The organism is Paractinoplanes ferrugineus (assembly GCF_016862195.1).
GTDB classification, from domain to species: domain Bacteria; phylum Actinomycetota; class Actinomycetes; order Mycobacteriales; family Micromonosporaceae; genus Actinoplanes; species Actinoplanes ferrugineus.
The window spans coordinates 54992-67913 of the sequence record NZ_BOMM01000014.1; the positions used below are offsets into that span (position 1 = coordinate 54992).

General features: G+C 70.5%; 10 protein-coding genes. 6 read left to right on the forward strand and 4 right to left on the reverse strand.

From position 1 onward, the window contains the following. Positions 1–6 precede the first annotated feature (6 nt). Complete coding sequence (locus Afe05nite_RS09860) at positions 7–1215, reverse strand: PP2C family protein-serine/threonine phosphatase (RefSeq protein WP_203816692.1); 1209 nt, start codon at positions 1213–1215, stop codon at positions 7–9. 79 nt (positions 1216–1294) lie between these two features. Beyond that, a complete protein-coding gene (locus Afe05nite_RS09865; RefSeq protein WP_203816693.1) occupies positions 1295–1630 on the reverse strand; it encodes a hypothetical protein in 336 nt (111 codons plus the stop codon). A gap of 75 nt (positions 1631–1705) precedes the next feature. On the opposite strand from Afe05nite_RS09865, the gene Afe05nite_RS09870 reads away from it, so the two are divergent. Then, complete coding sequence (locus tag Afe05nite_RS09870; protein WP_203816694.1) at positions 1706–4060, forward strand: M28 family peptidase; 2355 nt, start codon at positions 1706–1708, stop codon at positions 4058–4060. Here the strand turns inward: Afe05nite_RS09870 and Afe05nite_RS09875 are convergent. Then, the gene (locus Afe05nite_RS09875; RefSeq protein ID WP_203816823.1) at positions 4057–4341 is read right to left on the reverse strand and encodes a Smr/MutS family protein; all 285 of its coding nucleotides are present in this window, start codon (positions 4339–4341) and stop codon (positions 4057–4059) included. The genes Afe05nite_RS09870 and Afe05nite_RS09875 overlap by 4 nt on opposite strands. Then, positions 4338–4700, reverse strand: a complete 363-nt coding sequence (locus Afe05nite_RS09880; RefSeq protein ID WP_203816695.1) for a tetratricopeptide repeat protein — start codon at positions 4698–4700, stop codon at positions 4338–4340. The genes Afe05nite_RS09875 and Afe05nite_RS09880 overlap by 4 nt, the downstream gene beginning before the upstream one ends. A 138-nt stretch (positions 4701–4838) precedes the next feature. On the opposite strand from Afe05nite_RS09880, the gene Afe05nite_RS09885 reads away from it, so the two are divergent. From Afe05nite_RS09885 to Afe05nite_RS09905, 5 genes are all read left to right on the forward strand, one after another. Next, positions 4839–6998 (forward strand): hypothetical protein, encoded by a 2160-nt coding sequence (locus Afe05nite_RS09885; RefSeq protein WP_239117687.1) that lies wholly within the window; start codon positions 4839–4841, stop codon positions 6996–6998. An 89-nt stretch (positions 6999–7087) separates the two neighbouring features. Further along, entirely contained in the window at positions 7088–7825 is a 738-nt protein-coding gene (locus tag Afe05nite_RS09890; protein WP_203816696.1) for a response regulator transcription factor, read from the forward strand. Beyond that, the gene (locus Afe05nite_RS09895; protein ID WP_203816697.1) at positions 7803–9398 is read left to right on the forward strand and encodes a sensor histidine kinase; all 1596 of its coding nucleotides are present in this window, start codon (positions 7803–7805) and stop codon (positions 9396–9398) included. Before Afe05nite_RS09890 ends, Afe05nite_RS09895 begins: the two co-directional genes overlap by 23 nt. A 196-nt stretch (positions 9399–9594) precedes the next feature. Then, positions 9595–10659, forward strand: coding sequence for a 3-deoxy-7-phosphoheptulonate synthase (locus tag Afe05nite_RS09900; RefSeq protein ID WP_203816698.1), 1065 nt, complete (start codon positions 9595–9597; stop codon positions 10657–10659). A 63-nt stretch (positions 10660–10722) separates the two neighbouring features. Further along, positions 10723–12801, forward strand: a complete 2079-nt coding sequence (locus Afe05nite_RS09905; protein WP_203816699.1) for an ArnT family glycosyltransferase — start codon at positions 10723–10725, stop codon at positions 12799–12801. Positions 12802–12922: the final 121 nt, after the last annotated feature.

Sequence of the window (12922 nt, forward strand, 5' to 3'; positions counted from 1 at the left end):
ACAGAGTCAACGCCCACCCCCGCGGGAGATCAGCAACATCGCCACGTCGTCGGCGAGCGGGCCACCGTTGGCCTGCTCGGCTCGCCCCACCAGCCAGGCCGGCAGCGCGGGCAGCGGCACGCCCCGCCCGGCCGGCTCGTCGAGGAGGCCGCAGAGGCCGTCCACGTCGAGTCGCTCGTTGCCTTTACCGATGTGGCCCTCGATCAAACCGTCGGTGTACATCAGCATGGACCAGTCGTCGGGCGGCAACTCCAGCACTGTCACCGGCGCCGGCTTGGGCCGCACGCCGAGGACGATGCCGGGTTTGACGGCAACCGGTTCGGCGCGGTCGGCGGCGAGCAGCACCGGCGGGGGATGGCCGGCGAGCCGCACCGTGGCCCGGTTCCCCGGGATGTCGATCACCACCTCGGCGACCGTGGCGAACACCTCGCGGGCTCGCCGCTCGCTCATCAGCACCTGTTCGAGTGAGGCGAGGACCTGCTCCTCGGGAACTCCGCCGATGATCAGCGCGCGCCAGGCAACCCGGAGCTCGACGCCCAGCGCCGCCTCGTCGACGCCGTGCCCGCACACGTCGCCGACGATCACGTGCAGTTTGTCGTCGCCGACCTGGACGACGTCGAAGAAGTCGCCGCCGAGCAGGCCCATCGCCCGCCCCGACCGGTAGAACGTGTGCACCTGCACGGCCTCGGTCGACATGAGCGGCTGCGGCAGCAGACCGCGCTCGAGGCGGGCCGACTCAGCTTGGCGCAGCTCCACCTCGCGCAGCCGCTGGGCGTTCTCGTCGGCGCGCTTGCGTTCGACCGCGTAGCGCAGCGCCCGGGTCAGCAGAACTCCGTCGACCTGGCCCTTGACCAGGTAGTCCTGGGCACCCTCGGCCACCGCCGCGACGCCGAGGTGCTCGTCGGAGCGGCCGGTGAGCACACAGACGGCGGCACTTCCCGCGGCCGAGAGCAGCCGACGGAGGCCGTCGATGCCCTGGGTGTCCGGCAGTCCCAGGTCGAGCAGGACGCACTGGATGCCACTGAGCATCGTCATGGCTTCCCGCAGGGTGGTCGCCACCGCGAGATCGAACGGCGCCTCGGCCTCGTGCAGCAACTCTCGCACCAGGAAGGCGTCACCCTCGTCGTCCTCGACGAGCAGGATGCGCAGCCGCTCCGGGTAAGCCGTGGTGCCGGTGCCGGTACGGAGGCGGGGGGCGACCGACCGTTCAGTCATGCCTCTACCCCACTCATCGTGACCGACCTGGACGGGACGATCGTGTACCACTCCCGCCGGGCGCACAACTTCGATGAGGTCACGTTTGGTCCTCCGCCGCGACTCGGCGGGCGTGGTCGGCGATCACCTGGCCGAGGATGCCGTGCAACCGGCCGCAATCCTGGCAGTGCAGGTTCTCGTCGAGCCGCCGGCTGCCGCAGCCGTTGCACGTGCCGCGGTCCGCCGGATCGCGGTAGGAGGCGAGAGCCCGGCACAGCGCGTGGATCACGTGGTCGCTCATCGCGAAGACGCCTTCGCCGAGCGCCGTTCGCACCCCGACGACGGCGACCGGATCCGCCCCCGGATTCGGGTCATAGGGGGCAACCGCGTCGATGAATTCGGCGAGGACGGCGGCCGGGTCGATCGGTGCGCTCACGTCGTCAACGCTAGGCCACGCTTAAAACGATCTTTGGGCTACCCGGTGTGATCCGGAGCCGCTTAGATGTCACCCATGAGTGCCCCCGCCCTCGCCGGCGTCCCCCGCCGGGCCCCAGCCGCGCTGGCCGCCGTCGCCGCGCTGGTGGCGATCGGCGCCGCCGCGATCTGGTCGGTGCAGCCGCCGGCCGCCCGGGACGCGCGAGCACCCGCCGCCGACTTCAGTGCCGGCCGCGCGTTCGCCCAGGTGGAGGCGATCGCGACGGAGCCGCATCCGGTCGGTAGCGCGGCGCAGGACCGGGTGCGTGACTATCTGCTCGGCACCCTGCGCGGGCTCGGGCTGACCCCCGAGGTGCAGGACACGGTGTCGGTCCAGGGGGCGAAGCTGTCGGCGAGCGCCGGGGGCGCCGGCTTCGGACGCGTACGCAACGTGATCGCGACGATTCCGGGGACCGCCTCGACCGGCCGGATCTTCCTCGTCGCGCACACCGACTCGGCACAGGTCGGACCGGGCGGCAACGACGACGCGGCCGGCACCGCCACGATCATCGAGGTCGCCCGGGCCCTGACCACCGGCCCGAAACTGCGCAACGACGTGGTGCTGGTGCTCACCGACGGTGAGGAAGCATGCCTCTGCGGCGCCAAGGCGTTCGTCGACCAGCATCCGCTCGCCAAGGGCGGCGGCATCGTGCTCAACCTGGAGGCGCGCGGCAGCGGCGGGCCGGCGATCATGTTCGAGACCGCGCGGAACAACAGCCGGCTGGTCGAGGTCTACGGCCGGGCCCCCAAGCCGGTGGGCACGTCGTTCGCCGTCGAGATCTACCGGCTGCTGCCGAACGACACCGACTTCACCGCGTTCCGCGAGGCCGGCTTCACCGGGCTCAACTCGGCGTACATCGACGGGGCCGCGGTCTACCACGCGCCCACCGACACCCCGGCGTCGATGAACACCGACAGCCTGCAGCACCACGGCGACAACGCCCTGGCCGTGACCCGGGCGCTCGGCGACCGCGACCTGGCCACGCTGCGCAGCGGCGCCGACGCCACCTACTTCCCGGCACCGGGACTGCTCGTGCGCTACCCCGGCGGGCTGGTCCGGCCGCTGGCCGCGCTGGCCCTGCTCGCGGTGTTCGCGCTCGCCTGGCTGGCCCGGCGGCGAGCGGTCACCGACGGCCGCCGGCTGCTCAAGGCGGGCGCCCTCACCGTGCTGCCGATCCTCGTGGCGCCGGTGCTGGCCCAGCTCTACTGGGCGCTGTTGAAGCTGATCCGCCCGCAGTACACGGCGATGCCGATCGACCCGTACCGACCGGGTTGGTACCGCCTGGCCGTCGCCGCGATCGCCGTCCTGGTCGTGCTCGCCTGGTTCGGCTGGCTGCGCCGCCGGCTCGGCCCGGCCACTCTCGCCGTCGCCGGTCTCGGCTGGCTGGCCGTGCTCGGCCTGGTGCTGGCCGCGGTCACGCCGGGCGGTTCCTACCTCGCCACGCTGCCCGCCCTGGCCGGCGCGCTCGGCGGCATCGGGGCGATCCTGCTGCGCGGCTGGTGGTCGGTGCTGGCGGTGACGCTCGGTGGGGCGGTGGCGGTGGTCATCCTGCTGCCCACGGTGATCATGCTGTTCCCGGCCCTGGGGTTGAAGCTCGGTGCCACCGGCGCGTTCCTGACCGTACTGCTGGGTCTCGCCCTTCTTCCGGTTCTCGAGCTGATCCATCCGCGGGCGGAGACCCGGAACGGGCTCGACTCGCTGCGGGCCCGCCGCGTCGCCTCGCTACCGGCCCTCGCCGCCCTGCTCGCGGTCGTGCTCGGCACCGTCGTCGGCCTTCGGGTCGACCGCTTCGACGCCGAACACCCGGCTCTCACCCACCTGATGTACGCGCTCGACGCCGACAACGGCACCGCGCAGTGGCTCAGCGACGAGTCCGCCGTCCAGAACTGGACAGCGCAGTACGTCTCGGGCAAACCGCACCTGGTCAACACGACACTGCCCGCGTTCGGGCCGGAGGAACTGCACACCGGCCCGGCTCAACCGGCCTCGCTGCCCGCTCCGAAGCTCACGCTGGAGTCGGAGACCCGATCGGGTGACGGCCGGGTGCTGAAGCTGCGCCTTCAACCGCAGCGACCGGTACGGCTGACGACGCTGCACGTGGCGAAGGGGGTGAAAGTCACGGCGGCCACGATCGGCGGACGGGAGACCGTCGTCGGCGAGGTGGCCGACGACGGTCCATGGGGATTCGGCTTCGTGTTCCACGCGCCCCCGACCGAGGGCGTCGAGGTCACGCTCACCGTGCAGACCGCCGGCAAGGTCAAGTTTCGGGCGATGGACGGCAGTGACGGGCTGACCGGCCTGCCCGGCTTCAAGGCGCGCCCGGCCGGCGTCGGCGTCGTCGGCTCACACAGCAGCGAGATGCTGGCGGTGGCCGCCACTTACGAGCTCTAGCGACCGCGCCCCCGCCGGCCGGTGGGGGCGTCGTGCCGGAAATGCACGAAGAGGCGGCCCCAGTTGTCGCCGTCCTTCTCGACCCGGTGGTAGAGCTGCTTGATCTCCCGCTGGTCGAGGAAGCGCAGCACCTTCTTCTTCAACGCGCCGCTGCCCTTGCCCGGGATGATCTCGACCATGGCGGCCTTCTTCGCGATGGCCTCGTCGATGACGCCGCGCAGGGCACGGTCGATCTCCTGGCCCTTGTTGAAGATGTCGTGCAGGTCGAGCTTGATCTTCACGGTTTCCCCAGCCATTCCTCGACGCGGTGGACAGCGTCCTCGTAATCGGCGTGCTGCTTCATCGCCGCGGCCAGACGCAAGTGTGGCAGCGCCTCCCGGAAACGACCGTCCCGCTCCAGGGTCCGGCCGAGCACGTGGTGCGCGTAATGATCCGACGGGTCATGCTCGATCAGAGCTCTGAGCTGGGATTCTGCCCTCTTCAGCTGGGCCGAGTTGAAATATGCCCGAGCCAGCAGCTGACGCACGGCGGTGTTGTGCGGCTCGGCCTCGATGATCGGTTCGAGCAGCTTGGAGGCGCCGAGCGGGTCGCCGGACTCGAAGAAGAAGGTGGCCCTGCGGTATTCCTCGAGAAGATCCACGAACACGCTCCCCACGCTCGCGAGCAAAGCTCGAACATCAACGCTGGCACAACATCGGGCGGACGGCGAGTGTTCCGGCGCTTCGAGCTTCCCGACAATTCACCTCATACAGCAACTATTTAGTCGGACAATGCCTGCGTGGGGGACTTTCCGAGTCATGTCGTGTCCATGCCGGCCCGTCCACGATTCGGGCGTACGCGGGCGACGGCCTTCGCGGTGTTCGCCGGCGCGCTGTGCCTGATGCTGTCGGGTGCCACGTCGTCGCCGGCACTGCGATCGCCGGCGCTGCTGATCGCCGGGATGCGTGACATACCGTCGCCGCCGACCGGCACCCCGTGGCGGCCGGCCCCGGTCGACGCGAACGGGCTGAGCATGGTGGCCGGGGCCGACGGCCGGCGCTTCGTGCTGCACACCGCGGCCGGCGAACGCAGCTTCCTGCCCGGGGTCGACCTCGGCAACACCACCCCCGGGCACGTGCCCGCCGACGTGTCGATCTCGGCGGCGCAGTACCGGGCGTGGTTCGCGGCGATGACCTGGCTCGGCATCCGGGTCGTGCGGATCTACGACATCCACCCGCCGGCGTTCTACCAGCAGCTCCTGGCGTACAACCAGGCGAACCCGGACCGGCCGCTCTACGTGATGCAGGGTGTCTCGCTTGTCGGGGACGCGTACATCAAGCAGGGCAACCTCTACGACCCGCAGGTCACCGAGGCGTTCCGGCAGGAACTGAAGGACGCCACGCAGGCGGTGTCCGGGCAGCTGGCCCGCACCTCCCTGCCGACCCGGGTGGGCGGTGAATGGACCGCCGACGTCACCCCCTGGCTGGCCGGCTGGCTCATCGGCTCGGAGCTCGACCCGGCCGCCACCGCCGCCTCCGACCGCAAGAACGCCAAGGCCAAGCCGGTGACCGGCAAGTATTTCCGCAGCACGCCGGAGGCGACGCCGACCGAGCGCTGGCTGGCCAACCGGATGAACGACCTGGCCGGTTACGAGGCGGCGCGCAAGCTGTCCCAGCCGATCGCGTTCGTGAACTGGGCGACCACCGATCCGCTGCGGCACCCCGAGGAACCGCTGCGGCAGGAGGACCAGATCCAGCTGGACGCGAACCACGTGCGGCCCACCGAACACTGGCCGGCCGGGACCTTCGCCAGCTACCACGCCTATCCCTACTATCCCGATTTCCTGCGGTACGAGCCGGGACTGCAGGGTAGCGGCGACCCCTACCTGGCCTATCTCAAGGCACTGCGCGACCACCACCGGGACATGCCGACCATGATCACCGAGTTCGGGGTGCCGTCGTCGATCGGCTCGGCGCACAACGGGCCGCTCGAGCGCGACCAGGGCAACCACAGCGAGGTCGAGGCGACCCGGATGTCCGCCGGCCTGCTGCGCGACATGGCCGCGATCGGGCTGGCCGGCGGGTTCTTGTACGAGTGGGCCGACGAGTGGTACCGCTATTCCTGGAACACCGTCGCCCACCAGCTGCCCACCCGGCGCCAGCTGTGGCACGACCCGCTCACCAACGAGCAGTACTTCGGGTTGCTGGCGATGGACCCGGCGGGCGGCACCGACCGCAGCACGCTGCTCGACGCGGACGGCGGCTGGCCGGCCACCCGGGTGCGGGCGCGGGTCGACGAGTCGTACCTGCACCTGGAGATCAAGCTCGGCGACTCCCGACCGGGCTCGCTGATGGTCGGCCTCGACGCGCTGCCCAGCCTCACCGGCACGCCGATGGCCGGCAGCGCCGACCATCGGCCGGACGCGATCTTCGCGCTCAACCTGGTGGGTCACACCGGTCAGGCGTACGTGCGGGAGCAGCTCGACCCGCTCCAACTCGACGGCGACGTCCCGGATTCGGCACGCGCCCAGGCGCCGGACGGCTGGCGGCCGTTCGAGCTGCTGGTCAACCGGCCGCAGACGGTGCCGAGCACGGGCGCCCGGATGCCGATCGAGATGCAGAACGCCGGCCTGCTCCAGTACGGCGGGTGGGATCCGGCGAAGGGCGGCGCGGACAGCCGGGCGCTGTGGAACCTCGACGACGACACCCTGACCGTACGCGTGCCGTGGGCCATGATGGCCTTCGCCGACCCCTCGTCGCACGCGGTCGGCGTGCCCCGCGCCGGCAAGCTGACCACCCAGCGCAGCCCCGGCGTGACGGTCAACCTGTCGGCCTCCGGCAAGGACCAGGAGATCGGGCAGGTGACCTGGGACGACTGGAACCGCCCGGCCGCCACCGAGCGGATCAAGCAGGGGGCGGAGCAGATCCGGGACGCCGCTCTCGCGGTGACGAGCGACTGACCCTCGCCGGGGGCTTCGGCGGAGGCGGTCACAGCTGCTACACAGGAACCGGATAGGCGGCGCAAAGCGAGACCGGTGACAGTGGGGGCATGACGATGGCGAACCAAGAATCCGGTACCGAGCTCCGTCGTCCCGACGGTGGTCCGGTTCGAGTCCTCGTGGTCGACGACGAACCGACCCTGGCCGAGTTGCTCTCCATGGCGCTGCGCTACGAGGGCTGGGACGTCAAGAGCGCCGGCGACGGCCAGACCGCCGTGCGCACCGCCCGCGACTTCCGCCCCGACGCCGTCGTCCTCGACATGATGCTGCCCGACATCGACGGGCTGGAGGTGCTGCGCCGGCTGCGGGGCGAGTCCCCCGAGGTGCCCGTGCTGTTCCTGACGGCCAAGGACTCGGTGGAGGACCGGATCACCGGCCTCACCGCCGGTGGCGACGACTACGTCACCAAGCCGTTCAGCCTGGAGGAGGTCGTGGCCCGGCTCCGCGGCCTGATGCGGCGGATGGGCCACTCGCCGATGCGCACCGAGTCGCTTCTCGTCGTCGGCGACCTGTCCCTCGACGAGGACAGCCACGAGGTGCGCCGCGGCAGCGACCTGGTCACGCTCACCGCGACCGAGTTCGAGCTGCTGCGCTACCTGATGCGCAATCCGCGGCGGGTGCTGAGCAAGAGCCAGATTCTCGACCGGGTGTGGAACTACGACTTCGGCGGCCAGGCCAACGTGGTCGAGCTGTACATCTCGTACCTGCGCAAGAAGATCGACGCCGGCCGGGCGCCGATGATCCACACGATGCGCGGGGCCGGTTATGTCCTCAAGCCGGCTGACTGAAGCCGCGCCGAGCCGGCGCGCCCGATGGCGTAGCCCGTCAGGTTGGTCGCTGCGCACCCGGATCGTGGCGATCGTGATCACCCTGCTCGCCGTCGTCGGGGTCGCGGTCGGCGGCACCGCCGGGATCTTCCTGCGCCAGCAGCTGTACGCCCAGCTCGACGCCAAGATCGAGCAGAAGATGGACCCGTTCCGGGGGAACGGGAACCAGCCGTTCGGCAACGGACGCTCGCCCGGCAACCGGCCCTATCTGCCGGACCGGCCCTCCCCCGGCTCGGACCTCGGTTCCATCACGGCCTTCTACGACTCGGAGTACCCCAGCGATTTCCTCGGTGGGGTGGTCGACTTCGACACCGGCGCCGCGAGCACCACCAACCAGCTCGAGCTCAAGTGGAACGACCTCGACGCCACGAAGCAGACCAAACTGGTCGCGATCAAGGCCGACGGCCACAAGGAGAACATCGACCTCGGTTCGCTCGGAACCTTCCGGGTCACCGCCGAGGACATCGGCAACAACACGGTCAAGGTCGTCGCCCTCTCGCTCTCGCCCCTGCACCAGACGCTGCTGAAGGTCGCCCTGGTGACCGGTGGGGCGGTGCTCATCGCTCTGGTCATCGCCGGCTGGGCGGCCGCACTCATCGTCCGTCGCACGCTCCGGCCGCTCCGCCGGGTCGCGAACACCGCCACCCGGGTCTCCGAGTTGCGGCTCGACCGCGGCGAGGTGCAGCTGGCCCAACGGGTGCCGGAGGCCGACACCGACCCGAACACCGAGGTCGGCCAGGTCGGTGCGGCCCTCAACCGGATGCTCGACCACGTCGGCGGCGCCCTCGAGGCCCGGCACGCCAGCGAGATGCAGGTCCGCCAGTTCGTCGCCGACGCCAGCCATGAGCTGCGCACGCCACTCGCGGCCATCCGCGGTTACGCCGAACTGAGCCGGCGCAGCCGCGCGCCCATCCCCGAAGAGATCGCACACGTGCTCGGCCGGGTCGAGTCCGAGGCCAAACGGATGACCGGACTTGTCGAGGACCTGCTGCTGCTGGCTCGCCTGGACGCCGGCCGGCCGCTCGCGCACGACCCGGTCGACCTGAGCATGCTGGTCGTCGACGCGGTCAGCGACGCGCACGCCACCGGGCCCCGGCACAACTGGCAGCTGGACCTGCCCGAGGAGCCGGTCACCGTGGTCGGCGACGGCGCGCGCCTGCACCAGGTGCTGGCCAACCTGCTCGCCAACGCCCGCACCCACACGCCCGAGGGCACCGCCGTCACCGTCACCGTGCGCGCCGACCGCGACGCCGCGATCCTGGATGTCATCGACAGCGGACCGGGCATCCCGGCCGAGCTCCAGCCGCACATCTTCGAACGGTTCGCCCGTGGCGACAGCTCCCGCTCCCGGGCAGCCGGCAGCACCGGGCTCGGCCTGTCGATCGTGCACGCCGTGGTCACCGCGCACGGCGGCACCGTCTCCGTACGCAGTGTCCAGGGCGAGACCGTCTTCACCGTGACCCTGCCGCTCAGGCCGCCCACGCTCGTCCCATCTGCTGGTCAGTTGGCGCAGATGGGGGCGCGGCCCCGGTGAGGCGCTATGCTGTCGGACATGTCTCGCATGTATCGGTGGTTTACCGGGCCGGCTCACGCCGGTGCCTCGGTCGTCACCGCATGATCTGAGACACCAGCCAGAGCCGGCCAAGGCAGCGACGCGACGTCGCTGCCTTTTGTTTTGCCACGAGCATGCCGGCTCTCGCCCTGGGCGCCGGCGAAGGAGATGAAACCACGTGACCATCCCCGAGGTTCAGCGCGTCCGTGACCAGCGCATCGCCGCCGTCGTCCCGCTGATGAGCCCCGCGCTGCTGCACCACGAGCTGCCCTTGACCGCCGAATTGCACGACACCGTGCTCGACGGCCGACGCCAGGTCGAGGACGTCCTCAACGCCCGAGATCCCCGGCTTCTGGTGGTGGTCGGGCCCTGTTCCGTGCACGATCCGGCAGCCGCCGGCGAATACGCCGGGCTGCTGCGCGAACAGGCCGACCGGCTCGCCGACGACCTGCTCGTCGTGATGCGCGTCTACTTCGAGAAGCCGCGCTCCACAGTCGGTTGGAAGGGTCTGATCAACGACCCCGCCCTGGACGGCACCGGCGACGTCGGCACCGGCCTGCGGATCGCCCGCAAGCTGCTGCTCGAGATCGTCGGGCGCGGCCTGCCGACCGCCGTGGAGTTCCTCGACCCGATCACGCCGCAGTACATCGCCGACACCGTGGCCTGGGGCGCCATCGGTGCCCGTACCGTTGAATCGCAGGTCCATCGGCAGTTGGCCTCTGGTCTTTCGATGCCGATCGGCATGAAGAACCGTCCCGACGGGAGCATCAGCACCGCCGTCGACGCGATCCAGGCCGCCGCGGTGCCGCACGTCTTCCCCGGCATCGACTACTCCGGCACGCCGGCGATCCTGACCACCACCGGCAACCCTGACACCCACCTGGTGTTGCGCGGTGGCGGTGGCCGGCCGAACTACAGCGCCGCCGACGTGGAAGCCGCGCTCCAGCTGCTGCGCAAGGACGGCCTGCCGGAGCGCCTGGTGATCGACTGCTCGCACGGCAACAGCGGCAAGGACCACCTGCGCCAGCCCCTGGTCGCCGACGACGTGGCCGGCCAGGTCGCCGACGGGCAGCGCGGCATCACCGGCGTCATGCTGGAGAGCTTCCTCGTTCCCGGCCGGCAGGAACTGGGCGGCGAGCTGACCTACGGCCAGTCCGTCACCGACGCCTGCATGGGCTGGGAACCGACCGTCGGGGTGCTCGAGCGGCTGGCCTCGGCGGTGGCGAAGCGGCGCGGCCGGTAACTCACAGCCGGCAAACAGGAACGACACAAAAGCGGGACAGGGCGCGCGTCGAGAGTTCTTCCCATGACCTCGACGCTGCCCGCCCCGACTGTTGTGGATTCGCCGCCACGTCGCCCCACCCCGGCGCGTGATCCGGTCTGGGTGCGACCCTCGTTCTACGCGTTGCTCCTGTTCACCGGCGTGCTCTACATCTGGGGCCTGAACAAGTCGGGCTGGGCCAACGCGTTCTACTCGGCGGCCGCGCAGGCCGGCTCGGAAAGCTGGAAGGCGCTCTTCTACGGCTCCTCCGACGCGGCCAACTCGATCACGGTGGACAAGACGCCCGCGGCGCTGTGGGTGATGTCGCTGTCCGCGCGGATCTTCGGGGTCAATTCGTGGAGCATTCTCGTTCCGCAGGCCCTGATGGGTGTCGCCACCGTCGGCATTCTCTACAGCACGGTGAAGCGCTGGTTCGGCCCGGCCGCCGGGCTCATCGCCGGCGTGGTGCTCGCGACCACCCCGATCGCGGTGCTGATGTTCCGCTTCAACAACCCCGACGCCATGCTGGTCCTGCTCCTGGTGGCGGGCGCCTGGGCGACCTCGCGGGCGATCGAGACCGGACACACCAGGTGGCTGATCTGGGCCGGGGTCTTCGTCGGGTTCGGTTTCCTGGCCAAGATGCTGCAGGCGCTCCTGGTGGTTCCGGCGTTCGCGCTCGCCTATCTCATCGCCGGTCCACCGAAGCTCGGCAAGCGCCTCGGTCAACTCCTGTTGGCCCTGGTCGCCGTCGTGATCTCGGCAGGGTGGTACATCGCGGTCGTCGAACTCGTGCCGGCCTCGATGCGGCCCTACATCGGTGGCTCGCAGAACAACAGCATCCTGGAGCTCGCCCTCGGCTACAACGGCCTCGGCCGGCTCTCCGGCGACGAGACCGGCAGCGTCGGCGGGGGCGGTGGAGGCGGCGGTTGGGGTGAGACCGGCCTGTTGCGCATGTTCGACAGCTCCCAGGGCGGGCAGGTCTCCTGGCTGCTTCCCGGCGCGCTCATCGTCCTGATCGCCGGCCTCGTGCTCACCGCGTCCCGGGCTCGCACCGACGTGCAACGGGCCGGCTTCGTCATCTGGGGCGGCTGGCTCGTGGTCACCGGCCTCGTCTTCAGCTTCATGCAGGGGATCTTCCACGCGTACTACACGGTTGCCCTGGCACCCGGGGTCGGCGCGGTCGTCGGCATGGGATCGGTGCTGCTCTGGCGCCACCGGCGCACCATCATCGCCTCGGCGACGCTGGCCACGGCGATCGCGATCACCGCGTGGTGGTGTTACCACCTGCTGACCCGCTCGGCCGACTTCCTGCCCTGGCTGCGGTGGGTGGTGCTGGTGGGCGGCCTGCTCGCGGCGGCCGGCGTACTCGCTGCTTCGCAGCTCGCCTCTCGATTCGGAGCGCGGCTCGGCATGGTGGCCGCGGGCGCCGCATTGGTCGCGGTTCTTGCCGGGCCCGCGGCGTACGCGGTGCAGACCGCCTCGTCGGGATACACCGGCTCGATTCCGTCCGCCGGACCGTCCACTTCGGGCGGCTTCGGTGGTGGACCCGGTGGTGGCCGAGGCGGCCGAGGCGGTTCCCGGGGCGGCTTCCCGGGCGGGGGTTTCCCGGGTGGGGGTTTCCCGGGTGGCGGCTTCCCGGGCGGAGGTTCTCCGGGCGGCTCAGCTCAGGGCGGCTCAGCTCAGGGCGGCTCAGCTCAGGGCGGCTCAGCTCAGGGCGGTTTCGCCGGCGGTGGGATGCGCGGTGGCGGGGGCATGGGCGGACTGCTCGACGCCGTGCCGGTAAGCGCCGAGATGAGGGCATTTCTCCAGGCCGACGCCGACAAATACACCTGGGTGGCGGCCACGGTCGGCTCGCAGACGGCGTCCGGCTACCAACTGGCCACCGGCGACCCGGTGATGGCGATCGGCGGTTTCAACGGCACCGACCCGTCACCGACACTCGCCCAGTTCAAGCAGTACGTCGCCGACGGGAAGATCCACTACTTCATCGGTAGCGGGCGCACCGGCAGGGGCGGCTCGAACAGCAGCGGCAGCAGTGCCAGCTCCGAGATCGCGCAGTGGGTGTCCGAGAACTTCACCTCATCGACCGTCGGCACCACCACCGTCTACGACCTGACCTCCTGACCAGGCATTTACAGTTATCGACGGGCGGCACCCGAACGGGTGCCGCCCGTCACCCGTCCGGGGCATGTTCACAAAGCAGAAAACGGACTCACAGGGTCCGCACAGTGTTGCCTTACGTATT

Excerpts from the sequence above, each read along its gene's own strand:
- Afe05nite_RS09890 (WP_203816696.1), top strand. The coding sequence starts at position 7,088 with ATGACGATGGCGAACCAAGAATCCGGTACCGAGCTCCGTCGTCCCGAC.
- Afe05nite_RS09870 (WP_203816694.1), top strand. The coding sequence starts at position 1,706 with ATGAGTGCCCCCGCCCTCGCCGGCGTCCCCCGCCGGGCCCCAGCCGCG.
- Afe05nite_RS09895 (WP_203816697.1), top strand. The coding sequence starts at position 7,803 with ATGTCCTCAAGCCGGCTGACTGAAGCCGCGCCGAGCCGGCGCGCCCGA.
- Afe05nite_RS09905 (WP_203816699.1), top strand. The coding sequence starts at position 10,723 with ATGACCTCGACGCTGCCCGCCCCGACTGTTGTGGATTCGCCGCCACGT.
- Afe05nite_RS09860 (WP_203816692.1), bottom strand. The coding sequence starts at position 1,215 with ATGACTGAACGGTCGGTCGCCCCCCGCCTCCGTACCGGCACCGGCACC.